14 protein-coding genes and 1 pseudogene are annotated in these 26,675 nt (G+C 43.7%); 3 read left to right on the top strand and 12 right to left on the bottom strand.

Annotated elements, in window-relative coordinates; translation table 11 throughout:
* Window positions 1-11: 11 nt before the first annotated feature.
* From CI959_RS16865 to CI959_RS16835, 6 genes are all read right to left on the bottom strand, one after another.
* Window positions 12-1,538, bottom strand: a complete 1,527-nt coding sequence (locus tag CI959_RS16865) for a glycoside hydrolase family 32 protein (protein ID WP_081033146.1) — start codon at window positions 1,536-1,538, stop codon at window positions 12-14.
* Window positions 1,539-1,590: 52 nt separating this feature from the next.
* Window positions 1,591-3,321, bottom strand: coding sequence for a RagB/SusD family nutrient uptake outer membrane protein (locus CI959_RS16860; RefSeq protein ID WP_057317121.1), 1,731 nt, complete (start codon window positions 3,319-3,321; stop codon window positions 1,591-1,593).
* 15 nt (window positions 3,322-3,336) lie between these two features.
* On the bottom strand, window positions 3,337-6,513 hold the full coding sequence (locus CI959_RS16855; RefSeq protein ID WP_157395954.1) for a TonB-dependent receptor: 3,177 nt from the start codon (window positions 6,511-6,513) through the stop codon (window positions 3,337-3,339).
* Between the two features lie 449 nt (window positions 6,514-6,962).
* Entirely contained in the window at window positions 6,963-9,083 is a 2,121-nt protein-coding gene (locus tag CI959_RS16850; RefSeq protein ID WP_227154186.1) for a hypothetical protein, read from the bottom strand.
* A 379-nt stretch (window positions 9,084-9,462) separates the two neighbouring features.
* Window positions 9,463-12,051: an ATP-dependent chaperone ClpB gene (clpB, locus tag CI959_RS16845; RefSeq protein WP_057317123.1), complete on the bottom strand. Its 2,589-nt coding sequence runs from the start codon at window positions 12,049-12,051 to the stop codon at window positions 9,463-9,465.
* A gap of 341 nt (window positions 12,052-12,392) precedes the next feature.
* On the bottom strand, window positions 12,393-13,025 hold the full coding sequence (locus CI959_RS16835; protein ID WP_057317355.1) for a DUF4858 domain-containing protein: 633 nt from the start codon (window positions 13,023-13,025) through the stop codon (window positions 12,393-12,395).
* Between the two features lie 151 nt (window positions 13,026-13,176).
* On the opposite strand from CI959_RS16835, the gene yaaA reads away from it, so the two are divergent.
* From yaaA to CI959_RS16820, 3 genes are all read left to right on the top strand, one after another.
* Window positions 13,177-13,941 carry a peroxide stress protein YaaA gene (gene yaaA / locus CI959_RS16830; RefSeq protein ID WP_011966361.1) on the top strand — a complete coding sequence of 255 codons (765 nt, stop codon included), beginning with the start codon at window positions 13,177-13,179 and terminating at the stop codon, window positions 13,939-13,941.
* 97 nt (window positions 13,942-14,038) lie between these two features.
* On the top strand, window positions 14,039-15,109 hold the full coding sequence (locus CI959_RS16825) for a 6-bladed beta-propeller (protein WP_011966362.1): 1,071 nt from the start codon (window positions 14,039-14,041) through the stop codon (window positions 15,107-15,109).
* 85 nt (window positions 15,110-15,194) lie between these two features.
* Window positions 15,195-18,437, top strand: coding sequence for a S41 family peptidase (locus tag CI959_RS16820; RefSeq protein ID WP_009017502.1), 3,243 nt, complete (start codon window positions 15,195-15,197; stop codon window positions 18,435-18,437).
* Between the two features lie 90 nt (window positions 18,438-18,527).
* On the opposite strand, the pseudogene CI959_RS16815 reads toward CI959_RS16820, so the two are convergent.
* The 6 genes and pseudogenes from CI959_RS16815 to pheT all read right to left on the bottom strand — a co-directional run bounded on the left by CI959_RS16815 (window position 18,528) and on the right by pheT (window position 26,631).
* Window positions 18,528-19,711 (bottom strand): annotated as a pseudogene (locus CI959_RS16815) (glycosyltransferase family 87 protein).
* Between the two features lie 141 nt (window positions 19,712-19,852).
* The gene (locus CI959_RS16810; protein WP_005856679.1) at window positions 19,853-21,259 is read right to left on the bottom strand and encodes a DUF5723 family protein; all 1,407 of its coding nucleotides are present in this window, start codon (window positions 21,257-21,259) and stop codon (window positions 19,853-19,855) included.
* Between the two features lie 36 nt (window positions 21,260-21,295).
* Window positions 21,296-22,354, bottom strand: a complete 1,059-nt coding sequence (locus tag CI959_RS16805) for a DUF4621 domain-containing protein (RefSeq protein ID WP_057317294.1) — start codon at window positions 22,352-22,354, stop codon at window positions 21,296-21,298.
* Between the two features lie 132 nt (window positions 22,355-22,486).
* Window positions 22,487-23,251, bottom strand: a complete 765-nt coding sequence (locus CI959_RS16800) for a hypothetical protein (RefSeq protein WP_005856675.1) — start codon at window positions 23,249-23,251, stop codon at window positions 22,487-22,489.
* Between the two features lie 146 nt (window positions 23,252-23,397).
* Window positions 23,398-24,129, bottom strand: coding sequence for a YebC/PmpR family DNA-binding transcriptional regulator (locus CI959_RS16795; RefSeq protein ID WP_005856672.1), 732 nt, complete (start codon window positions 24,127-24,129; stop codon window positions 23,398-23,400).
* A gap of 39 nt (window positions 24,130-24,168) precedes the next feature.
* Window positions 24,169-26,631 carry a phenylalanine--tRNA ligase subunit beta gene (pheT, locus tag CI959_RS16790; RefSeq protein ID WP_057317295.1) on the bottom strand — a complete coding sequence of 821 codons (2,463 nt, stop codon included), beginning with the start codon at window positions 26,629-26,631 and terminating at the stop codon, window positions 24,169-24,171.
* Between the last annotated feature and the right edge of the window lie 44 nt (window positions 26,632-26,675).

Below are 26,675 nucleotides of genomic sequence, written 5' to 3'. Positions count from 1 at the left end.
TTAAATTTGTATTATTTAATTAATTCGTTTTTTAACTGTATAATCGATGCCTTCAATAAGTTCACAGCTCCTGATTCGGCATACAATTCAAATGTTGTGAATTCATCATCCGGATAACATAGAGAGGTCATGGCCACACGTCCACCCGAGGCAAATAATTCTATCGAATTTTGATCGAATAAAATAAGCCAATCCGATACCGGCGTCTCCGAGCGGTAACCTGCGCCCATTAATTGTTCGAAACCTTCGACTGACGGTTCAATCTCTAATCCACTGCGGTCTATATAATAATAACTCAACTCATTTTGGTAACCGATGGTCAGAACTTTTCCAGATCTCGTTTTTAAGCGGATTCCATAATTATCAGCTTTCCAGATAGCTCTATTATCGCTATTATCAAAATTCAACCGCATAACAAAAGATTCTCCCGGATAAGGGAACTCTTTTCTCAAACCGTTTTCATCCGAAAGTTTCACAGGCCCGACCAAACAAGAATCCGCATAAAAAGCAGATAATCCGGAAGGAATAACAGAGGCCAACATATAATGTCGCCCTTCCTCTACCAAACCTAACCGACGAGGAATTATCATATTTCCACGGCCAACCGAGGTTGGTAATAAATTAGCATATTCCCAGCAACTCATCCAACCTAGAAATATACGATCATCCCCATTAAGCCCGCTAAATGTAGATCCCGCATAATTATCTTTTCCATAATCCAACCACAATTCCTTCGTTTGTGTTATTTGAAATGAAGTCCCATCAAAATCACCTATATAATAACAGGTTGACGGTGTACCATTTCCCAACCCGTTCTCCATATTTACCAATAGTACCCATTTCTTTATCTCTTTACCTTGTACCTTCATCGGGAAGAAATCTGTCCCTTCCCAATTAGCACCTTGGCTTGTCGCATCTTTAAACTCACTTAAAAAATGCCATTCTTTACAATCCGAAGACGCATAGAATAAGACAGAAGAACCCGAGGAAACGGTCATGATCCATCGCCCGTATTCTTCGTACCAAGAGACATGAGGATTTCGGAGATCACATTCAACAGGATTAGGCAGATCTATTTCCCCCTGTTTTATCCAAGTCCGGCCCTTGTCCAAACTATACGCACTGAATAAAGTTTTAGATAAATCTGGATTAGCATAGGTATAGAATGCCAGAAAAGGACGCTCCATCTCGGATCCAAAGCCGGAGGTATTCTCCTTGTCTACAACAACACTTCCGGATTTAAGATACCCCAAACTATCAGGAAACAATGCGATGGAATCTCGCTGCCATCGAAACAAATCCCGGCTTACAGCATGTCCCCAATGTATATTCCCAAATACATTTCCAGAAGGATTATATTGATAGAAAAGATGATACAATTCATCATCATATACCAAACCCGCCGGTTCTCCCGTCCAATTCATAACTGTCGTAAAATGAAACAGAGGGATATGATTTGTCTCTACGTTAACCGCTTTTCGACAACCACTTAATAAGCACACCAATCCTACAATACCAGATAAAATCCTTTTACTCATTGCATATCATTTAATCGATACATATTTGTATGCCTAATCACGATTACAGCTTTTACCACCCGTAATTTTGTTTATATAACCCCTTCACATAACTAATCTGTTTTTGAGGTATGGGAAAGTACTCATCCCTGTTTTTCGTAAATCTAGCGTCTTTCAAATAAGAACGTCTCGTTTTTTCGATCGTAAAATAATTATTCATGTACGTATCGGCAATACCCCAACGAACCAAATCAAAAAACCATTTTCCCTCTGTCGCAAATTCCAGATGGCGTTCCCAACGTAATGCCTTTAACGCAAATTCTTGTGTCCATGCCGGGCAATTCTTTCCAGGGACATAAGGCTGTACATCAAAATTACCAGTCGGAGTTCCATCCGCAAACTTCAAACGCCCTATACTCGTAGCCGCCCTCATTCTAAGCTGGTTTATTAAATCCAAGGCTTCGTTCAAATTCGTATTCAACTGAATCAAAGCTTCCGCACGCCAAAGCATTACCTCGTCCAAACGAAGCACATCCCAGTTCAACCCACTCCCCATAAACGGATTGGTCTTCCGAAAGCAATCGCAGGTCGGCAATACGATCAGTTTCTGACTCATCGTATATCCATACACCTCTGGCGTACGTGCCCAACTATTTTCCATAATGTAATTCGGATCATACTTCCAAGGCATCTCCGGCACACAAGCCGTATGCATCAAACGAGGATCCATTGGGATTCTGGCGAAAGCATCTTTATTATCCAACGTCTCACCTTCATCAAAATGATCGAAATCTGGGACTCCGTCTACCGTCTTGAAATGATTCAACATATGTATGGAGGGTTGAAACGCCCCACAACAACCATAGTCACTATTCATCGGATAAACCAGCCATGAATTAAGACGCCCTATAGTAGACCCGTCATTATTAGCCGAATATTGGATAGCCCAAATAGACTCTGAATTATTCTCATATTCACACAAGAAATTCTCTGCGAAATCAACCACTAAGCTTTTTCCTGAATTATCAATAATATCCTTACACAAACTGGCGACCTCTGTCAGTTTCTCTTTGTTGATATTGATAACATTATGTTTCTCATCCTGCTCATAAGCGGCAAACAACAATGCCTTTGCTAAATAGGCTTTTGCCGCAAACTTAGTAGGACGGCCTACTTCTTCTTGCGTTTCCGGAAGGACTTCGACCGCATAACGGAAATCATCGATCAACTTACCCCAAAGTTCTTGATCCGTAAGTTCATTATTACTTACCTTATCGTACTCATCAGTTAGCGTATTCTCATCGATCCAAGGAAAAAACTTAAAGCACAGCTTCATATACATATAAATATGGGATCTCAAAAAACGCAACTCCCCGATACGCTGTTCCCGCAAGGGATATTCTTCCTTAGTCAAAGCCTGTGCTCTTCGTAAAGCGTCGTGAACACGACCGACACCAACATAATGTACCCACCACAGATTATCCAAGTCATCCGACGTGGTAGGTTGCATATACACAAAGGTTTCCCAAAGATGTCTTTCTGCGTTGTCACTAGTTCCCGCCGCACCTTTATAAGCCTCACCTCCTCGCAAAGAGCCTTCCTCATACGGCATCCCAAACTGTTTGTTGAAGTGGTTCTGCCCACAGAAAGAATATGCGGCAGTTATCATTTGTTCCACTTTGTCGACTGTGTTCAAATCTTCGTCCGAAATAATACCCTGTGGGTTTTCATCCAATATGGAAGAACAAGAAGCGCTTCCCAAAAGTAAAAAAAGACTATAACTTATAATATTTATCGTTTTCATAGATTCCTCGCTTATTTAGAATGTTACATTTAAAGACATTGTCATAGAAAATGGCATCGGATAACCACTTCCCGGAGTTTCCGGATCCAAGCCTGTATACGCATTATCACCCCATGTTTTCATCAAAGTCACAATATTATCCGCTCTTAGTGCAACTCTGGCACGTTGTAATTTCAATTTGTTCGCAAATGATTTCGGGATAGTGTATCCTACTTCCGCATTACGGATTTTCAAGTACGAGCCACTTTCCACATAATAAGTAGACATCCTTCCTTCATCATTATAATTATTGACAGACAGGGCAGGTATTGATGTATTCGTATTAGTTGGAGTCCACGCATCCAATAAACGAGTACCATAATTCTCACCAGCCGTACTTAACGCATAAATATCGGTCCAGCTCTTCCATCCACTTACATTCAGATCCTTGCCAAACACTCCGTTGAAGAACACGCTAAAGTCAAAGTTCTTATATGTCACACCTACAGAGATACCATATTCCAAATCGGGATCCTCACATCCGATCCAAGTACGATCTTGATCGTCTATCTTCCCATCATCGTTCAAATCCTTATAACGAATACGGCCTGGCGCAGCTCCCGTCTGTGTCGGGGCATTATCCACCTCCTCTTGCGTTTGAAACAAACCATCCGCCACATAACCATACAACGAGTTCAAGGAACGACCTATCACGTTATCCTCTTCACCATTTCCCGCAAAATTATTGATTACGTCATCTGGTACTTTTATCACTGTTTGTTTATTATGAGAAAAGACACCGCTAATATTCAACCCAACATCACCAAACTGATTGTTGTAGTTCAACGTTAGCTCAAAACCTTTATTATCTATGTCTGCTCCATTCAACCATCTTTGAGCTCCTTCGCCCAAAGTGGCCACTGTACCAGGTTTCATCAAGATATCTCTCGTATATTTCAAGTAGTAATCAAAAGAACCGCTCAACTTTGAATCCAGCACGGCGAAATCCAAGCCAAAGTTGTGCTGCGATGTCGTTTCCCACTTCAAGTCCGGATTCGCCATTTGCGTACGCCTATAGCCAGAAGGTAAAGTTCCACCCTGTCCGGTGAAATCATAGGCTGTTCCCCAATTCCAGTCATCAATAGCCCCCTTGTCGTATAATGTTTCATAGAACTGATAAGACGAATAAGCGTCAATGCTTGAGTTACCATTCTGTCCCCACCCATAGCGAAGCTTCAATTGGGGAATTACAGGTCTAAGACTTTCAAAAAAGCTCTCATTATTAACCGACCACCCCAATGAAAAAGCAGGAAATGTCGCCCACCTATTATTCGCACCAAACACAGAAGAGGCATCCCGCCGAAGAGTAACAGAAGCTAAGTAGCGATTATCATAATTGTAGTTAATCTTTCCAAACCAAGAAATCATAGTATTACTGTATTGCTCACTAGCATTATCTTTTTCTGATTCTCCGGAACTTAGCCACATATAGTCATCATTTTCCAAAGCATAATCACGACGGCTACCCCAATGTTGTCGATATGTGTGTGTTATCGTCTCTTGACCCACCATAATATCAAAATTATTTTTGTCGATATCGAATACATACTGTAAAACATTGCTATTCGTACAACTCAAATCAAAATAGGATTCTTGCCTCACCTTGTTTCTTGTCTCACTCAAAAATCCAGACTCATAAGTATAATCCATCGTACGCTTCCAAGAACCAATACCATCCACACCAAAAGATGTTCGAAAGCTCAACCCTTTGATAATATTAATATTCGCATATATATTACCAAATAGACGGAGATTGTCATGGTGATTCTGCTTATTGTCTTCTATCAAGCGAACTGGATTTTGTCGATCACTCATACCTCCTATAGGTCCCCCCCAGCCTTCACCATCGACCGTATGAACTGGAACAATAGACATCAGGGATTTACAGGCATCTATATTCCCTGTACCAATATTATCGCTTTCCCGCCATTTGGAGACCGTGAAGTTCTCTCCAACCGTCACATGCTCATTCAGAAAAGTATAGTCTGAATTGATACGTCCATTAAACCTTCTAAAAAAACTTCCATCAATCGTTCCTTTATTATCATAATAATCTACCGCAAACACCGTGCGTCCAGCATCTGTTCCTGTAGATAATGTCAAGTTATATTGCTGAATTTGCCCCGTTCTCAATATTTCTTTCTGCCAGTCAGTATCTGCTGCTCGCATCGTATGAGCATCATCTAACCATTCTTTCCAAGTTACTTTATCCAGAACATAATTGCCATTCGCATCCTCATGATCCTCATATTGATATAAGCCACCTATTCCTACGAGATTTGGATCAGCATTCGGATCATCATTTTTGATGGCCCAATATTGAGCGATACCACGTTGTTCCGTGTTCATTAACTCATAAGGTTTTTTCTTGCTCACAATCGTATAAGACGCATTAAAATCAACTGTTATCCCCTTTCTTCCCTTACGGGTTGTAATGATAATCACACCATTAGCGGCACGAGACCCATAAATAGAGGCAGAGGAAGCATCTTTTAATACTTGTATGGACTCAATATCTAACGATGCCAGTTCAGACATGGAACGTGTTGTCGGTACACCATCAATAATATATAACGGATCATTATTATTCAGCGTACCTTCACCACGTATCCGGATCGTAGCATTCGCATTAGGAGCGCCATCCGTCATGACAGACATACCCGCAACTTTCCCTTGGGCTGCTTTCATTGCGCTACCATACGAACCTGTTTTCAACTGATCTACCTTAACAATAGATACAGACCCCGTTAAGTCCGCCTTTCTCTGAGAAGTATAACCTGTTACTACAACCTCGTCCAGATTCAAGGCATCTTCTTCTAATACAATATTTTTCCCCTCTACCTCATTCGCAGGATATTCCGCACTTTTATATCCTATATAACTAAAAACCAAAATACTGTTATCCTTGACATTTATAGAGAAATTACCATCCATATCCGTTATAGTCCCATTGTTTGTATTACGTTTATCCACAATTGTAGCTCCTAAAACAGGCTCTCCTTTTTTATCCAACACACGTCCTTTAACAGGCCGCTCTTGTTGTTGAGGCATTTGCCATGCTACATCCGGCATAGCTGCATATGCATCAAGCACTCGCATACCACCCAAGCAAGCAATCAATGCACACCGGTACAATGTTTTTTTAGTATTCATACAATCCATAGATTTGAAAGATTAATTAAACATTAGATTCAAGTTGAACTTATATATAATAACCAAACTTAGATATCCCACTATATAGCACCACAAAATTATCATATATTTTACAATAAACAAACAAATAAGCTATATATTTAATCGCAAATTAAAATTTATATATTACATATATGACAATATATGAATTTTTAAAAGCAGAATTTTATAAATTTTATCTACAAACAAGGAAATAGAATGTAATTTTATTTACATATAACATATACAACCATAAGACTTAAGAGGTAAAATATAAAGAAATAGCAATACCACATTACATACTCAACAATATTATTACATATATGATAATATAAACAATTTGAACATCAAAATACTTCTATACAAAAAATCCCGCATAAAACACTCATCAAGAACATCTATACGGGATAAGAAGTTAGTAATAATAGTTCTTAATCACTCAATGGCGCAAGACTAATGTCTTGTACGGATATCCCTTCCATACAAAATCGCAAATTACCGACAGTAAGTTCCGGACGATACGAGATCATCGTTCTTTGAGCGGCAATTTCCGTATCAATCAACGATCCTCCGAATTTATCAGAACCATCAACAAGTATACGAACCATAAACGGCTTGCTCGTATCTATACCATTTTCAATGGCATAATTACTCGCCGTCTGCGGGGCACCACCTTCCCTCAGCGTTTTTTCACTCGAAGCATAGGTAGCGGTCAAATTTGTTCCGTACTGGGCACGTGCCTTGTCTAGCTGCAATTGCCATTCACAAGCAGATTCCTCTCCCTTTTCTGGCAAGAACAAAACCTTCAAATTACCTTGTCTCGGCTGATCTGGATATACTTTAAAAGTCAACATAAACGACTTGCTTGAAACGGGAAAATCACCTGTCCCGGTAAGTTTAGCTGAAAGCTTTTTCGGAGTTCCCGTCGCCGGAATTATCTCATCCATCCATTTCGTTCCGATACGTCCATCTGGATATTGTATTAACTCGTGGATCACCAATGGCCCTCCCCAGTTCTGCATTTTCAGCCACCCCGCCATCAAAAAACGCCCTCCAGGTATTTCCGTAATCGCGGGAACAGACAGCCCGTTATAGAAATCCGTTCCTTCAACCACGACGTCTTTATAGGCAAACTCCGGATCCTTAGCCAATTTAGACCAAAGACGGGTAAAACCACCAATGATATAATCATATTCGCCCCAACGGAAAAAGAAGGTACAATCACCGCCTAGCGGGAAATCAGCATCCAAGCATTTCCATCCACCATTCACGGAATCAGCCTTCCAAGTTCCACGAGCACCATAGTTAGCCAACATTTTCAAATTACCATCAGGATCAGTATAGATACTCGGATTCTCACAAGGATGGTATAATATATGTGTCTTTTTGAAGTTGGTAACACCATCCTCGCTTATCGAATAAGTAGAGCCAGCCGGTACAAGTCCCTGGATCGTATCATAATTAAACGAGCCCGTATAACCATTCTTCTCCAGATAAGTCCATTGCATCGGAAGCGTAGTTTCTTCCTTAGGATAGATACGAGTAGTATGCAGCCCATAACTAATACAGAGTTTGCCATTAAAAAGAAAAGGCGTACCGGTTCCGAATGTCTCCCATTGGTATTCCAGAGGAGTCGCTGGCTTATGTTCTACCCAAGTTTGAAAATCCGTGGTAGACAAATGCTCGAAATAATGTCCACCTCTTCCAAATTTACTTGCGTGGCCACGGCGATCAAACAAATAAAACACATGATAACGTCCATCATGGAAGAATGTAACCACATCTCCCACCCAAGCATTATGGTAAGGAGGTGTCCAATATTGGATATTAGAGGCGATTTGCGGTGTTGGCGCCGCTATCTGTTCCGGTTGGATAGCTGGCTCATACAAATTAGCCTCGCTCACATAATCGGGGTTTAAGCTCCACAATTTCATCCGACTCGCCAACGGATAACCTAGGGCGAAATCATTATCATACAAGCGCCCATCTATGTAAATAGTCCACTGGACCCCGGAGAATTGAAGGATAATATCATGTTTTCCCTCCGGTCTATCTAATATCGCTAAAGGTATACCAACCGTCATATCCTGGAATTTTTTCGGATCCCAAGGAGACTGCAAGGAAAGACTCGCTTCTAATACGGGAACCGAACCATCCAACATTTTATAAGCCGGATAATTTTGTATTTTTCGATCATCCGGATCATGCTTACGAAGATAAACTTTAAGTACCTGAGGTATCTCAAGCAAAGTTTGCTCTCGGGCGACCGATTTTATATCAGCGGTAAACCGGATCGTAAAACCCTTTGACTGATCATCCGACAACAAGAGCCCTGCCTCCGGCACTGTTCCGGACAAGCTGCTTTTGGCTGTCCTTGAAGTATTAAAACTCCAAAAAGGACTTTGTAATTCAACTTTTACTTGCTTAGAAACAGCTTTTTTCTCTTGACAGGCCATCATACCCATTAAAGTAAAGATTAACAAAAACAAGGATATAAACCTCTTGTTCATCACCAACGCAAATCCGCAGTTAAAAATAGAACCCTGATTCATGATTTTAAATATTATTATTCAATTAGTTAACTTGCAATTTCATTCCACAGTATCCCTAAAGTTAGAATATCAAGAGAACAACTCCCCATATTTTCAAATTAGCATGTAGTCGCAAATATACTGATATTTATTTATATGAAAACAATTTTATAGCATAAATCAAAAATTTATTTACCATAATAATAACATAAGAGGTAAATAATAACTATATAATGTAATCAATAACCTATCTTTTTCCCTCTCTGCATATACATAAACAAGTTAACCAAGTTGAGCTTCCATCTACTTGGTTATCTTTATGAGGAAAGGCGGAATGCCCCTTCTTAGGATCACCCCGCCTTCACATCACAGCTGCCTTATACCAAACAGACAGCTTCCTTTAATTCTTAAATACCAAACTATCGTCTTTCCTATCGATCACGATCGGACGGTTACGGTCTACCGTTCCACCCAACAAAGCCTTTGACAACTCGTTCAAGACATACTTCTGAATGACACGTTTTACCGGACGGGCACCGAATTGAGGATCGAAGCCCTTGTCGGCGATAAAGTCCACGGCCTCGTTCGTGAAGTCCAAGGCGACACCGTTCGTAGCCAACATCTTCTTCACGCTGTTCAACTGCAAGGATACGATCTTGCGAATCTCCTCCTCGTTCAGCGGAGTAAACATGATGATATCATCGATACGGTTCAAGAACTCCGGACGGATCGTCTTCTTCAACAGTTCCAGTACTTGGATCTTCGTCTCGTCTACCACCTTGTCATGCGTGGCGGGTGTCATCTTCTCGAAGTTCTCACGAATCAAGGAAGAACCTAGGTTACTTGTCATGATAATGATCGTGTTCTTGAAGTTGACAACACGGCCTTTGTTATCCGTCAGCCGTCCATCATCCAAGACTTGCAACAAGATGTTGAATACATCCGGATGCGCCTTTTCGATCTCATCGAACAAGACAACTGAGTAAGGTTTCCGGCGAATCGCCTCCGTCAACTGTCCACCCTCATCGTAACCCACATATCCCGGAGGCGCACCGATCAAACGAGTCGCACTGAATTTCTCTTGATACTCACTCATATCGATACGGGTCATCATATTCTCGTCATCGAACAGATACTCGGCCAACACCTTGGCCAACTCCGTCTTACCCACACCGGTAGTACCGAGGAAGATGAAAGAACCGATCGGTCGTTTCGGATCCTGCAAGCCGGCACGACTACGACGAACCGCATCGGCGATAGCGTTGATCGCCTCTTCCTGACCAATCACACGGGTATGAAGCTCGGACTCCAGACGTAATAACTTATCTTTCTCGCTCTGCATCATCTTGCTGACCGGAATTCCAGTCCAACGGGATACCACATCGGCGATATCGTCGCTATCCACTTCCTCCTTGATCATAGCCGCGGCACCTTGCATCGTCTTCAACTTAGCCTGTACCTCCCTGATCTCCTCTTCCTTTTGCTTGATCTTACCGTAACGGATCTCAGCGACCTTGCCGTAATCACCCTCACGCTCCGCCTTATCAGCCTCAAACTTTAGGTTCTCGATATCGATCTTATTTTGCTGGATCTTATTGATCTGCTCCTTCTCGCTCTGCCACTGAGCCTTTTGCTTGGTCTCCTCCTCCTTCAAGTCGGCGATCTCCTTGTTGAGTTGCTCCAACTTCGAGGTATCGTTCTCACGCTTGATCGCCTCACGCTCGATTTCCAACTGTTTGATACGGCGGGAAACCTCATCCAACGACTCCGGTACGGAATCGATCTGCAAACGCAGACGGGCAGCGGCCTCATCCATCAAATCGATCGCCTTATCCGGCAAGAAACGATCCGTGATATAACGGGTAGACAACTGTACGGCAGAGATAATCGCATCATCTTTGATACGTACTTTATGGTGATTCTCATATTTCTCCTTCAAACCACGAAGGATGGAGATCGTATCCAACTCACTCGGCTCGTCTACGATAACGGTCTGGAACCGACGCTCAAGCGCCTTATCCTTCTCAAAATACTTCTGATACTCATCCAACGTCGTGGCACCGATCGAACGTAGCTCACCACGAGCCAAGGCCGGTTTCAAGATGTTAGCGGCATCCATGGCGCCTTCGCCTTTACCGGCTCCTACCAAGGTATGGATCTCATCGATAAAGAGGATGATCTCGCCCTCGGATTTCGTAACCTCGTTCACCACCGCTTTCAAACGTTCCTCGAACTCGCCTTTATATTTAGCTCCGGCGATCAACGCGCCCATATCCAACGAGAAGATCTGTTTAGACTTCAAGTTCTCGGGAACGTCACCCCGAACGATACGATGGGCCAACCCCTCAGCGATAGCAGTCTTACCTACACCCGGCTCACCGATCAAGATCGGATTGTTCTTCGTACGGCGGCTCAATATCTGCAAGACACGGCGGATCTCCTCGTCACGTCCGATCACGGGGTCTAGCTTACCGCTACGGGCACGCTCGTTCAAATTGATGGCGTATTTTCCTAAGGCATCGTAAGTCTCCTCGGCGGATTGGCTTGTCACCTTATTTCCTTTACGCAATTCCTCGATCGCTTGACGTAACTCTTTCTCTGTCACGCCGGCGTCTTTCAATATCTGTGAAGCGGTGCTCTTTTCCGTAAACAACGCCAAGATGATTGGCTCCAACGATACATATTGATCCCCCATTTTAGAGGAATAATCGATCGCCTTCTGTAAGACAGCGTTCGACTCGCTAGAGAGATAGGGTTCGCCTCCCGAAACCTTAGGATAAGATTCGATTTGGCGATCCAGTACCATATTCAGGTTTTGAGCGTTTACCCCTAATTTTTGAAAGATAAAATTAGTAACACTCTCACCCGTCATAATGACAGCTTTCAACAAGTGAACAGGTTCGATAACCTGTTGGTTATTTTTAGTAACCAACTGTACGGCTTGTTGAACAGCCTCCTGCGCCTTGATTGTAAAATTGTTTAAATTCATGTATTTAAGCTCCTTTCTTATATTCTTTTCTAATTTTATTTTACACTTATATCCTTACAAAAGAAATACCAAAACGAAAATATGACATTTTGTCTTAATATTATAAAACAGAATAGAGAACTCCCCGTCAAACCGTCCATTTCGGATGTCATTCGGACGTATCTTTTCAGAAAGAACAAAAGAGAGAGAAAAAAGTTTTGATAGTAAACACACAGTATCTAGGTAAAAACAGTCAATGTTCTCAAAAAAACACGTACGAGTTTTTCCGGAAACACGTACATGTTTTTTGAAATTCACGTACGTGTTTTTTTCGAGTGGTTATATCCTATAAATCCAACAATTTACGGATAGTCATTATTATACTTCCACGTATTCTCCCGTTTCCTGTTTCTCTTCTTGTCACGGGCACTTTTCCAGAAAATAGTCTCTAGTAAATCCTCTGCGTCGAAATAGACTCTTATGGTAGCGAGTACCCCTCCCCTTCGCTGGCCATCCTTCACGACATCCGAGTATATATTAGTCAGTTTTACGTTGGCAGCCATAGGAACCTTACCTACCTTAAACTCTTTCCAATCCTGATTCTTAGGGAGCCTAATCGTGTGCGCTTGCTTCTGTATGGCCAATGAACGGGAAGGTGACTTAAAATTCAGCAACATGAATAGGACTGGGGTAATCGAATCATAATTAGTCAACCTACGTAAAGTATCTAACTGTACATATTCCGAGAAGTCTTTCGTAATCGGCAACTCACTTGGCGAGGATAACATATGGGTTCCCGGTTGATCGGGTCGTAGAAAAGTTCCGCTTTCTATCGCCTTCTGAAACTCTGGATTCAAACGTATCTCCTCCTTGCCGGATAAAAATTCTTGCAGGCGCAAAGAATCCTGTTCCGTCCACTGCGCATGGGCCATCATAGGTAGGATGGATACTATCAAAAGGAATATAGGTCGCATCTTCACGTCTCTCATCTTCATAATCCTCATTACATTTTTATCACCAAGACTCATTCCTCTATCGAAACCCCCATTCGAGTCGAGATACTTTAAGATTTATTGGGATACTTATACCCTATTTGAATCTTAATATGGATTACCTTTATGCGATCAATCCAAATCCAATATAGATATGTTGATATTATTATCTCCGGCTAAGACAATGACCGGGACATCCAAGATAAAAGCGCCGCAAGGCACGACTCCACGTTTCCAGCAAGAGGCGAACGAGATCGCCCTGCATATGACCCAATTTCCCATTGACGAATTAAGTCGTATCCTCAAGCTCAGCCCGAAACTGGCGGCGGAATGTTACCGCAGATACCAAGATTTTCATGCGGAAGACAAACAGCCCTTGCAAGCGATACTCGCCTATACCGGTGTCGTATTCAAGAATATCAGCCCGAAAGACTTCACGGAGGAGGATTTTCTTTTCTCGCAAGAACATATGCGTTTCGTATCGGGATGCTACGGGTTACTTCGCCCATTAGACCTTATCAAGCCTTACCGGATGGAGTTCGACGTAAAAATCCCGGAACTAGGCGACGGGAATATGTACGCCTTCTGGAAGGACAGGCAAACAAATACATTAATCCATGACGTCCGACAGGGAGACAGAATCCTACTGAATCTAGCCAGCTTGGATATCCAACCCTCTTTCCAGTGGAAGGAGGTGGAGCGATCCGTCCGGATCATCACGCCCGAGTTCAAGATCTGGAAGAACGGCAAAGCGGAGACGATCGTGATCTATGCCAAGATGTGCAGGGGACAAATGAGCCGCTATCTCATAAAGAACCGGATTTCTGACCCGGAGGCATTAAAAGCATTCACATGGGAAGGCTTTTCCTATAAAGAATCCATGTCCGAGGGGGATAATTGGGTATTTCTACAAGAATAATTCTAGGCTTATCCAATAAAATCAGATGATCTACGTTTTATAAAAACAATTCGTAAAAATCATAAAAAGGTTTATCCTTCTTTAATTTAGCGGTGATATGAAAAGAACCTTTACATATTTATTACTACTTGTTCTATTGGTTTGCGGAAAGCAAGCCTATAACCTGTTAATCTCGAATGAATCGATCCGCAGCAACCCTACCGGAGCCTTGTCTGACATCGCGGATGAGGTAATCGCCATTCCATTACAGGACTCAGGGACGCATTCGATCAGGGAGGCCAAGTATATCCGTCAAGAGGGAGATAACCTATTCCTTATCAGCAATGAGACGCTTTACCGTTTCAATCGCAAGGGAGAATTTATCTGTCGCATCACCCATCCGGATGACATATGGGTAGCGGGGTATGTAGTGAACCCGGCCAACCAGCAGCTGATCGTACTTGGAAACACGGACGATATTTTCTATTACTCATTCAATGGTGATCTCCTTACCCGCAAGAAACTGAAATGCGACCTTCCGGAGAATAGGCATATGCTATCCATATCCATGCACAATAACCGGATATTTACCACCGAGGAATGTGTTCATGGGGATACAGCAGGGCAAACCGCTACGATTGAGAAACAGATCGTTGAATACGATTCCTCTTTCCATAAATTACAATCTCATACGATCCGTCCGGTCGATCTGGAACGTTCCGCATGCCCGATCGGTTGTCTCGCCCCGGAAGTAGCCGTGGAGCTCGAAAGCGGAACGGTTTATGCCTACGCCCCCTCCTATCAACCCGGGAACTTATTACGGGACACTTTATATATTAAGCAAAAGCGGCAAAGCCAAGCCTTGGAGAACCTTGCCGGAAAGAATACACTCCCTTTGCTACCGATCCGCATGGGCAGCCGTTTCTGGGTATCTACATACTATAACGCAGAGGATGAGTCCAGAAATTACACCTTCTGTTATGATACGGAGAAGGAAGAATGCTGGCAGGTAAAAGAAGGATTAAAAGATAATTTTTATCAAACCGGTAATGTGCGACGAATGGACCCTATCGATCCCTATTGCCATTCCTATTGTTTCAGCAAATCCGGAGAGGATCTGCGAAATACTTTCCCCGCACAGGCCCAAGGGGAAAGCCTCGTGTTATTTATAGTGAAATTGAAAGGGTAAATCCAGTTAATATTTCAATAGAGAGCAGACTGATGGGTACAAAATAATATGTATCTTCGTACCATTCTAAAAAAGCATTAAGTACATGAAAAAACTTTTAACCTGCATTGCCATGGGCTTTGCGACTACCAGCTACGCTGTAACCCCTTTGTGGATGCGTGATGTACAAATTTCTCCTGATGGAACAGAGATAGCGTTTTGTTACAAAGGAGATATCTATAAAGTACCGGCCAAAGGAGGAACAGCGACACAACTTACCACCCAAGCATCGTATGAATGCACGCCAATCTGGTCTCCGGACGGAAAACAAATCGCTTTCGCCAGCGATCGTAACGGCAATTTCGATTTATTCGTAATGCCCTCCAACGGTGGAACGGCACAGTGCCTCACCACTCATTCCGCCTCCGAGATTCCATCGGCCTTTACTCCCGACGGCAAATACGTACTCTTCTCCGCATCCATACAAGATCCGGCACAGAGCGCCTTATTCCCGACCTCGGCCATGACGGAACTCTATAAAGTGCCGGTTGGTGGCGGACGCACGGAGCAAGTATTGGGAACACCCGCCGAGATGGTTTGCTTCGATAAATCCGGAAAGACATTCTTATACCAAGATCGTAAGGGCTTCGAGGATGAATGGCGTAAACATCATACCTCATCCGTTACCCGGGATATATGGATGTACGATACGCAAACAGGAAAACATACCAATTTGACTGACCATGCGGGAGAAGACCGGAACGCCGTATTTACCCCGGATGGACAGACGGTTTACTTTCTGAGCGAACGCAACGGAGGGTCTTTCAATGTATATTCATTCCCTCTCAACACCCCACAATCTATAACGGCGGTTACTAAGTTCAAGACACATCCCGTACGTTTCCTCTCTACAGGTAGCGACCAGACATTGTGCTACACATACGATGGCGAGATCTATACACAACGTCCGGGAAGCAATCCGCAGAAAGTACGGATCGACTTGATACGTGACGATCAAGAGCAAATCGCCGATCTGAATTCCAGCAAAGGAGCAACCTCCGCTACCGTATCCCCCGATGGCAAGCAGATCGCCTTCACCCTAAGAGGTGAGGTATTCGTCACCTCGGCCGATTACAACACGACCAAGCAAATCACCCATACCCCGGCCGCCGAAACAGGCATATGCTTCTCGCCGGATAACCGTACCTTGGCTTATGCCAGCGAGCGTGGTGGTAATTGGCAACTTTACTTGGCTAAGATCGCACGTAAGGAAGAAGCCAATTTCCCGAACGCAACGATTATCGAAGAGGAAGTTCTCTTACCTTCTAAGACCGTAGAGCGTAATTATCCTCAATTCTCACCGGATGGTAAGGAACTCGCTTTCATAGAAGATCGTATGCGGTTGATGGTAGTCAACCTTGAGACGAAGAAAGTACGCCAAGTCACGGATGGCTCCACATGGTATAGCACAGCCGGTGGTTTCGATTACTCATGGTCGCCGGACGGTAAATGGTTCACGCTCCGGTTTATCGGAAACAAGCACGATCCTTATTCGGATATCGGCTTGGTTAGCGCACAAGGCGGAGAGATCACCAACCTGACCAATAGCGGTTACACCAGCACCTCCCCGCAATGGGTACTGGATGGAAACGCCATCTTATTCACCACCGAGCGTTACGGAATGCGTGCGCATGCCTCATGGGGCTCCTTGAATGATGCCATGCTGGTATTCATGAATCAAGACGCTTATGATAAATTCCGCTTGAGCAAAGAGGATTATGAGCTGCAAAAGGAACTGGAAAAGGAGCAGAAAGAGGTAACCGGAGACAAAGCCGACGACAAGAAAAAAGAAGATAAAGCCGATGAGAAGAAAGACGAAAAGCCCAAGGATATCGTAGTGGAACTGAAAGGAATCCAAGATCGTATCCTACGCCTTACTCCTAATTCTTCTGAAATGGGTAGTGCCGTCATCTCGAAGAATGGCGAGACCTTATATTATTTCTCGGCTTTCGAAGACAAATACGACCTGTGGAAAATGGACTTGCGCAAGAAAGAGACCAAGTTACTCCACAAGATGAATACCGGATGGGCGAACATGGAAATGGATAAGGAAGGTAAGAACCTGTTCTTGCTGGGGAGCAACTCCATGCAAAAGATGGATATGGGATCGGAGAAACTAACGCCGATCAATTATCAAGCAAACTTGAAAATGGACTTGGCCGCCGAACGTGAGTATATGTTCGACCATGTCTATAAACAAGAACAAAAACGATTCTACAACGTGAACATGCACGGCGTAAATTGGGAAGCTATGACCGCCGCCTACCGTAAGTTCCTGCCACATATCAATAACAACTATGACTTCGCGGAGTTGCTAAGCGAATATCTGGGAGAACTCAACGTCTCTCACACCGGAGGACGCTTCCGTCCGCGAACAAGCGGCAATGTTACCGCCAACCTAGGCCTACTTTTCGATTGGAACCATAGCGGCAAAGGTCTATTGATCGCCGAGGTAGTGGAAAAAGGCCCGTTCGATCACGCACGTTCCAAAGTGAAAGCCGGTACCATCATGGAGAAAATAGACGGACAGGAAATAACCCCGGATATGGATTACTCCAAGCTATTAAACAATAAGGCCAAAAAGAAGACCTTAGTTTCCCTCTACGATCCACAAACCAAGGAACGCTGGGAAGAGGTAGTCTTGCCTATCAGTAACGGTGAGTTAAATAACTTGCTTTATACCCGCTGGGTGAAACAACGTGCCGCCGACGTGGATAAATGGTCGAACGGACGATTGGGATACGTCCATATCCAATCCATGGGAGATCCTAGTTTCCGCTCTGTCTACTCCGATATCCTAGGTAAATATAACGACCGGGAGGGAATCGTCATTGACACCCGCTTTAATGGTGGTGGGCGCTTGCACGAGGATATCGAGATCTTGTTCAGCGGAGAGAAATACCTCACCCAAGTGACACGTGGCCGAGAGGCTTGCGATATGCCTAGCCGCCGCTGGAATAAACCTTCCATCATGTTGCAATGCGAGGCTAATTATAGTAACGCACATGGAACCCCGTGGGTTTATAAGCACCAACAGATCGGACGTCTGGTAGGTATGCCCGTACCGGGAACAATGACTACCGTCTCTTGGGAAACCCTGCAAGATCCGACGCTGATATTCGGCACACCTATTACCGGTTATCGCCTGTCGAACGGTAGTTACTTAGAGAACACACAGCTGGAACCGGATGTTAAAGTCGCTAATTCTCCGGAAACTGTTGTCAAAGGGGAAGATACGCAATTGAGAACAGCGGTACAAGAATTACTGAAAGAGATCGATAAAAAGTAGTTTAAAACGAGACTACTCTCATCGCTTGTCGGGAGTAGTCTCGTTTTATTATGTAACCTTCTATTAAAAAACAGGCGATATTCACTCTGCCTAAGTCGTGATATGCTTATAGGGAGAATGACTAAAATCCAAGAAACACATCTCATAGCAAATGGTCAGCCACACCACAATGCAAGGCCAAGCTTTTATCACATACGGACGGATCAGTCCATTCCGGACAATAGATGGAACCAGCTCTGTAGTGGATAAGCCAACAATCACCAAGGTAGCTATCCAAAGCCAATAAGTATATTTCTTATGGGGCGATACACTGCATATATACCAGATAGCGACTCCTATCATCGCTATGATATATCCACTCGCCTCGCTTCCCGTACTGAATAATACGACAAATAATAAAACATTAGCCAACAACATAAAGCGAAAAGCCGGATATTTATATTGAGAGATCCTTAAATATGGAATGCAGAATAAAATCAAGCCCGGTATGATAAGCCACATATCGCTATACTCCGCATTCCCGGATATCTTTCGAACCACTCCTAATAATGATATATTTTGTGGATCAGCGAACATATTCAACATATTTTTCACCTTCAATCGCTCAAACCAATCTATATACTGAGAGATCACATACTCAAACCCCGGTGTATAAAGCACCGGGATCACAAAGCAAACCAATCCCCAGAAAAGACAAGAGGCTAATAACCTCACTTTCTGCCTTGAGAAGAAAAAGAACGCCAATCCCACGATCGGATAGATCTTGATAAATGTTCCGAGCATAATAATGCCTGCCGCCCAGAAATCCTTTTTCTCCAGTATCAAGACAAACGATAATAAGATAAAGGCCGCTACTGATATATTGAATTGCTGTACTCCTTGAGCCGTCATCAACTCACAATACGAATACCAATAAATAATGATTTTTTGGGTACTCGACAATGGCATCGGCTAATCGCATAAAACAATAGGGCGGTATTACCCGCTATCCATAAGATTATACCCAACCATTCCGGTAACAGGGCGAAAGGAGCTATGATAAGACTAAATAAGATTCCATAATGATTTGAATCATAATATTCCGGATAATGATCCCCATATAAGGTTAACCCCTCGATAGCATGCCAATAGACTCCTTCAAATATCTTATAATTATTATATTTTCCAATCAACAACTTGACAATAGCAAAAATAACACCGGTTAGCATCCATACCCCGAATACAGTCCGGGGCTCTCTCCATACCGGATGGGTGGCTAAAGTCTTTAATCTCATATCCAATTTCTTCCTTTCAATCAGTCCACAAAGATAAAAAACCTAATAAAACGAGCCTAATAAAAAAGAAAAGACTGTCTGGGTATATAACCCGGACAGCCTTTTCCTTTATGATACAGACTCTATTCTGAGTATTCCCTATTAATTAGCGAATGATTTCAAAGGAACACTTACTCCCATGTAAAGATTCATGGCGTTACCGCTTACCGGTAAGCATTGTGGAGTTACCTTTGTCAACATATAATCCGATCCAATAAAGAAATTGATCCAAGACGGTGAGAAATTCAAGGCGATACCATACGTCTTGAACTTACTATGGATAAATGAGTAGCTCAGCGTAGCCTCAAACCATTTCACCGGACGGTAATTACCGGACAATGTCAGTTCCGTATAGGCTTTCGGGGAATAAAGACGAGTGCTTGACAATAAGCCGATACCTAACTTGTTTTCCAGCAAACGGTACTCGCCACCGATATTGATTGTCGAACGAAGACGGGTAGTGCTTCCGGACTCACCCTCTTTCTTGAAATGAAGCAAGTTCTCGAAATCTTCCTTGATAGCGTCAAACTGATCGCCCATGCTCGGTATATCACCGTTATTCTCGCCGATAGCCAGATCAAAGCCGTTAAAGTCGAAAGTTCCATCCAACTTACCTACCGTGCTCCCTCCTTTGCTCCAACTGATAAAACCTAAATCAAGGACAGCGGCGGACAACATGATATTCTCGGTCAATTGGTACGTAGCACCCAAGTCCACTCCCATACCGAAACCGCTAAGACCCGGAGAATCGAAATCAAAGCTATTATAATAATCACGGCCTTGCTCGTCTACTTCCATTTCCGGGACCAAGCCTTTCATATTCGTCTGCAAGGTACCGGTAGAGGTAACTTTCCAGCTAGTCTCTCCCATCTCAGCATGCATCTGATCGATCGTAGCGTCCATAGAACCTACGCCCCATAACAATTTAACCTTACCTCCGACTGTCAACTTATCCGTGATAGGACGAGAATATCCTACACCTGTCTCCAAATAAGCCTCGGCGTACGCCCTGATATTACGAATATCATAGGTACTCTGAGATCCATTACCCTTTTTCATGAACTCGAACAATGTCTTCGGAGCACGAATATTCGCCAAGCCCTTGATAGAAACATCAACCGTCCAGAATCCCTTGCCGGCGTACCAGCCACCGGATAGAACCTGCGTGCCAAAATCCATATTTACCTGATTCTCATCCTTCAAGCCATTCAGGAAAGACTCGGTATTCACGGAGTTATCCATGAACGTAACGGTCTCACCATTCTTCGGATAAATAAAATTATCCACAGCTATTCCGTTCGTACCATACGAAGCGCCAACCGCACCTAATACCGGAATGGAGACATAGCCTCTCTCGGGACGATACGCCGGATTCATCGTCGTGCGTGCCGTAGAAGATTGCATGAAGTAAGAAGTTCGTATTTGCTGGGCGGATACCGACATTCCCACAGTGGTCAATAAACATAAAGCACACAGACCTCTCTTATACATATTATATATAGTATTCATCTTTCTTTTTCGTAATTTAAATGGTTAGTACTGGGATCAAATGGAGATACCACCTTCTTTCTTAAGTTTCAAGTTGAAGGTCGTTTTCTGGCCTTTCTTCAAAGCCTCGCCTTGATCTCTACCCGTTAAATGTAAATTTAGGTCTATATGACGTGCATCCTTCATTTTCGGCATATCCTCCTTCGTGATCTCGAAGATAACCTCTCCAGATTGTCCTTTTACCTCTTGTGCCGGGAATTGGATATCTACCGGTACATTGTTCTCATCCATGATCACCATCTCGATAGACATATCGAACGGCATCTCGTTCGTAACCTCTCCATAGATCCTCGCGCTTCCGTCCGAGAAAATATAGTCTACGAAATCCTCATCAAAAGCGTCCTCGATCCGCTCGACGGATACGGCGCTAAATTCCGGTGCCGGAGTCAACGGAAGCTCTACCGCATAACGTAACTCACTCAAGGCATCCGCAGGAGCGTTCGCCCATTGTTTGCTATCAGCGGACAAAGACAAATGTATTTTTTGAGGAACAATCTGTACGATTCCCGGTAACTTCTCGTTCTTGACAAACTTAAAAGCATCCGTCTTCGGATCAAGAGGGCCGATCCAAATATTAGGAGACACCGTTGACAAGGTAAAATCAGAGGAAGTAGCCTCCTTTTTACTTGTGTTCTCAGCCTCGATAGACAAGCTACAATCCAAAGAGGCATTCTTTACATTCGACTTTAACGTAATGCGGGGGTTCGTTAACGCCAAAACGAAATCGCCATCGAACAAGCCATCGATATCCCCAGTCGTTATATCTTCCGAGGCGATCTCCACTTTATCAGAGGCGGCCCGTAAGCTTTTCCCCTTAATCTTCATCTCTCCATCATAGATCATGACGTAAGCCCCGTCGACTTCCCGAATGGAAGGGACTTTCTCTACATTCACAACGTCATCCGACGTTACATAACCCATACCGAGGGGAGCTACCCAAGACTCACCCATTACCGCATCGTCCGTATTGACATCGCTTAAATCATACTTACTATCCACACATGCTGCTAAACAGCAAGATGATAGCAATAGCATCACCAAATGTTTGTTTTTCATATAAAGTTATTTTTATCAAAATTATGACCCTAACAGTGCACAAAAATAAACAAAATAAATGAAAGTTTAGCCATAAAAAAAAAGTGGCATCGTATTATTAACGCCACTCTTAGCTTATACTATCTTTGACAATCAAAATATTCTTCCGCAAATACGAATCTTCATGACCGGATAAACCGTTAGCTTGTCCATGATCTTCGTAAAGGTATCATCCTCGTCTATCTCATTCAACAAGTCCTTTACATCCCCTGAATCCGTATACACCTCCGGTTTGCCATGGAATTGCACACCCAGCTCAAACATCACGCCAACCCGTTTCTTAGGAACCGCACGACCGAATCCAAGACCTAGATAAGGACGAAAACCGGACACTTTCAATCCACCGGATACATTACCGTTATTATCCACCGGAATCGTATAATCACCGATAACTATGCCCGCACTTTCTCCTTGGGCGATCAGGTCTTTCAGCTTATCACTATGTCCTTCTATCTTCACCAAGGAAGAACCACCGAAATAGGCGCCGGCCGCAACGAAGAACGAAGAAGCGTGAGGAAACGGGTAAACATTCACCAACAACTGTCCAGAAGTACGTTTCAAGCTACCTTTGACATCCATGGAGTATGTATCATTATACACACCCGCTCGCGGATCGTTAACATCTACATCCACGTCCGTATTAATGCTGAAACCCGGCATAAAGGTAAGACCACCTCTCAACGCCAGATAAGGCGTAATAGGAGTAGCGACTTCCACATCTACACCCGTCAAACCAACACCCACTCCTGCCGAAACAGAATTGAAAATCCCTAACTCCTTTTGAGCTGAGATAAAATTACACGTCGCAAACATGCTCACGAACGCACAAAGAAGAAATAGTCTTTTCATTTTCACCATATAAGTTAAATTGTTATTCACCCTAGACTCACAAAAATAAATAAAAAACATGAAACATTCGTTGTAAAAAAGAAAAAGCGACATCGAATTTGCCTCGATGTCGCTTTTTTACGGATAAAGTATACTATTTTACGTATAAGCGTACGTTATTCCTCCTCAGAATCGTCTTCCTTCATATTATGGAATACGTTTTGAACGTCTTCGTCTTCCTCTAATTTCTCGATAATCTTCTCGATAGACTCACGCTGTTCCGGAGTAACCTCCTTCAAATCGTTCGGGATACGTACGAACTCACTACTCAAGATCTCAAAACCATTCTCCTCCAAATATTTCTGGATCGCCGAATTCTGCGCGAACTCACCATAAAGAACAACCTCGTCCTCGTCTTCCTCAACCTCATCTACACCGAAGTCGATCAACTCCAACTCTAGGTCTTCTAAAGAAAGATCCTCTTTTTTGGCGATATGGAATACGCATTTATGGTCGAACAAGAACTCCAAGCTACCGGATGTTCCCAGAGAACCACCGTTCTTATTGAAATAACTACGAACGTTGGCTACCGTACGAGTCGTATTATCCGTAGCGGTCTCAACGAAGATAGCGATACCGAAAGGACCATATCCCTCATAGTTCATCTCCTTATAATCCGTGAAATCTTTGGATACAGCACGTTTAATGGCACGCTCCACGTTCTCCTTCGGCATATTCTCCTTTTTGGCGTTCTGCATCAACACACGTAAACGAGGATTATTCTCGGGCTCCGGCCCACCTTGTTTTGCCGCAATCGTGATTTCCTTACCTAACTTCGTGAATACACGGGCCATATTGCCCCAACGCTTAAACTTTCTCGCTTTACGAAACTCAAACGCTCTTCCCATATGTTTATCAGTTTATCTTTATTTTATGTAATTAAATTCTTATCTCAATTGAGCACCTAGCTTTTGTTCCAGATTCGTCTGGATCTTCTTCATGATAGCGTCGATCTGCTTATCGTTCAAAGTCTTGCTCTCATCTTGCATGAAGAAGCTTACGGCATACGACTTCTTGCCCGCCGGAAGATTCTTGCCCTCGTAAACGTCAAACAGAGATACTTCCTTCAATAGCTTGCGATCGCTATCCTTAGCGATTTTCTCGACCTCGCTAAACTGTACGCTCTTATCAAGCAACAACGCCAAGTCACGTTTAACGGCCGGGAACTTGGAAATCTCGGAGAAGGTTACTTTCGCCTTCTTGATCTCCTTCATCAATTGGGTCCACGACAACTCAGCGTAATAAACCTCCATATCGATATCCAACATCTTACGAAGTTTCTTGCTTACGATACCCATCGTACCCAATTGACGTCCGGAACCGGTCGTGATGCTTAGGCCCGAAGAATAGATATCATTCGTCAAGTTACCGAAAATAACCCGTTTCATATCCACGCCCAAGCGGACCAAGATATTCTCTACGTAAGCCTTCAACTCATAAACGGAAGATTTCTCGTCCGGATGCGCCCAGTTGTTCTCCACTCGGTTGCCGGCTACCCAGATGCCTAGACGGTAATCCTCACTGAACTGCGCCAAGGTCTCATCTTCCTTCTTATTATCAATATTATAATCATAGCAATTACCGAACTCATAGAAACGGATATTGCCTTTCTTACGTTTCATGTTATACTCGATGCTCTCCAAGCCGCCGAACAACAAGGTCTGACGCATGCAGTTTAAATCAGCGCTTAACGGGTTCATCAACATGACACAATGTGCTTCCGGATAAACAGACAGATCCGTATAATAAGCGGAGCGTGTCAAGGAGTTGTTCATGATCTCGTTGAAACCACAACCGCAAAGTTGCTCCGAGATCAAGTTCTGCAATTTCCAGCTACGATCCGTAGGAGTCTGGTAACTTAAATTGGACTTCACGTTATCGCTGAACTCCACGTTATTATATCCGTAGATACGAAGAATATCCTCGATCACGTCTACATCACGCTGCACATCGATACGATATACGGGAACATGCAAAGTCAAGCCCTCGGCAGTCTCGGATACGATCTCCATCTCAAGGCTTGCCAAGATACTTTTCACGGTTTCTACCGGAATATCCTTACCGATCAACGTATTGATCTTCTCGTAAGTCACCTCAACCGTATACGGTTCCGCCACGGCAGGATAAACATCCTGTACAGCACCCGTGATCTTACCTCCCGCCAACTCTTGTATCAACAAGGCGGCACGTTTCAATACATACATCGTATTGTTCGGATCCAAACCACGCTCGAAGCGGAAAGAAGCGTCCGTATTCAAGCCAAAACGACGGGCGGTCTTGCGAATCCACGTCGGATGGAAACAAGCGGATTCCAAGAATACGTCGGTGGTCTCCTCCGTCACGCCGGAATCCAAACCGCCGAACACGCCACCGATACACATCGGTTCCTCGACGTTACAAATCATCAAGTCACGATCGGTCAACGTACGCTCCACGCCATCCAACGTGACGAATTTCGTACCAGCCTCGGCCGCCTTGACAATCACTTTATTTCCTTTGATCTTACCCGCATCAAAAGAGTGTAAAGGCTGCCCTAACTCATGCAGGATAAAGTTCGTTATATCCACTACGTTATTGATAGGACGAAGGCCGATCACACGCAAACGGTTTTGTAACCACTCCGGGCTCTCCTTCACCGTAACGCCCTTGATCGTAACACCGGAATAACGGGGACAAGCCTCCATATTCTCTACCACGACCTCTACGCCCGGTGTCTCGTCGTCAATCTTGAAAGCGTCTACCGAAGGACGTCTCAATTCGGCGGGCTTGCCGTTTTGCTTCAAATAAGCGGCCAAGTCACGGGCGACACCGAAATGGGAAGTAGCGTCTACACGGTTCGGGGTGATATCCACCTCCAGCACGTAGTCGCTCTTTACATTATAATAATCTTTAGCTAACGTACCTACAACAGCGTCGGCGGGAAGTACGATAATACCGTTATGGTCGGTACCGATACCGATCTCGTCCTCGGCGCAAATCATACCGTTGGACTCAACGCCACGGATCTTGGATCTCTTGATGGTAAAGCATTCGTCACCGTCGTACAGTTTCGTACCGTTCACGGCTACGACCACTTTCTGTCCGGCAGCCACGTTCGGGGCACCGCATACGATTTGTAAAGGAGCCTCGCCACCTACATTTACGGTCGTAATATGTAAATGGTCAGAATTCGGGTGTTCCTCACAAGTTAACACTTCACCGATAACCAGTCCCTCAAGTCCGCCCTTAATGGTTTGAACTTCCTCTACTCCACCGGTTTCCAAACCGATAGAGGTAAGCGCCGCAGCAACTTCTTCTGGCTCCAGATCGAAATCAAGATACTCTTTCAGCCAATTGTAAGATATATTCATCGCTATAAAATTTATTCTCTAAAGAGACGGCCTCTATTGATAGC

Source organism: Parabacteroides sp. AT13 (genome assembly GCF_002272965.1).
Classification (GTDB): Bacteria; Bacteroidota; Bacteroidia; order Bacteroidales; family Tannerellaceae; genus Parabacteroides; species Parabacteroides distasonis.
Note: the sequence above shows the minus strand (reverse complement) of the source record. Positions and strands in the feature narration are given on the sequence as shown.

Bases quoted from the DNA above. Each gene is read 5' to 3' on its own strand.
- pheT (WP_057317295.1), bottom strand. From the start codon at position 26,631: ATGAATATATCTTACAATTGGCTGAAAGAGTATCTTGATTTCGATCTG.
- CI959_RS16810 (WP_005856679.1), bottom strand. From the start codon at position 21,259: ATGAATACTATATATAATATGTATAAGAGAGGTCTGTGTGCTTTATGT.
- CI959_RS16795 (WP_005856672.1), bottom strand. From the start codon at position 24,129: ATGGGAAGAGCGTTTGAGTTTCGTAAAGCGAGAAAGTTTAAGCGTTGG.
- clpB (WP_057317123.1), bottom strand. From the start codon at position 12,051: ATGAATTTAAACAATTTTACAATCAAGGCGCAGGAGGCTGTTCAACAA.
- CI959_RS16865 (WP_081033146.1), bottom strand. From the start codon at position 1,538: ATGAGTAAAAGGATTTTATCTGGTATTGTAGGATTGGTGTGCTTATTA.
- CI959_RS16800 (WP_005856675.1), bottom strand. From the start codon at position 23,251: ATGGTGAAAATGAAAAGACTATTTCTTCTTTGTGCGTTCGTGAGCATG.
- CI959_RS16820 (WP_009017502.1), top strand. From the start codon at position 15,195: ATGAAAAAACTTTTAACCTGCATTGCCATGGGCTTTGCGACTACCAGC.
- CI959_RS16805 (WP_057317294.1), bottom strand. From the start codon at position 22,354: ATGAAAAACAAACATTTGGTGATGCTATTGCTATCATCTTGCTGTTTA.
- CI959_RS16825 (WP_011966362.1), top strand. From the start codon at position 14,039: ATGAAAAGAACCTTTACATATTTATTACTACTTGTTCTATTGGTTTGC.
- CI959_RS16855 (WP_157395954.1), bottom strand. From the start codon at position 6,513: ATGAATACTAAAAAAACATTGTACCGGTGTGCATTGATTGCTTGCTTG.
- CI959_RS16860 (WP_057317121.1), bottom strand. From the start codon at position 3,321: ATGAAAACGATAAATATTATAAGTTATAGTCTTTTTTTACTTTTGGGA.
- yaaA (WP_011966361.1), top strand. From the start codon at position 13,177: ATGTTGATATTATTATCTCCGGCTAAGACAATGACCGGGACATCCAAG.
- CI959_RS16835 (WP_057317355.1), bottom strand. From the start codon at position 13,025: ATGAAGATGAGAGACGTGAAGATGCGACCTATATTCCTTTTGATAGTA.
- CI959_RS16850 (WP_227154186.1), bottom strand. From the start codon at position 9,083: ATGAATCAGGGTTCTATTTTTAACTGCGGATTTGCGTTGGTGATGAAC.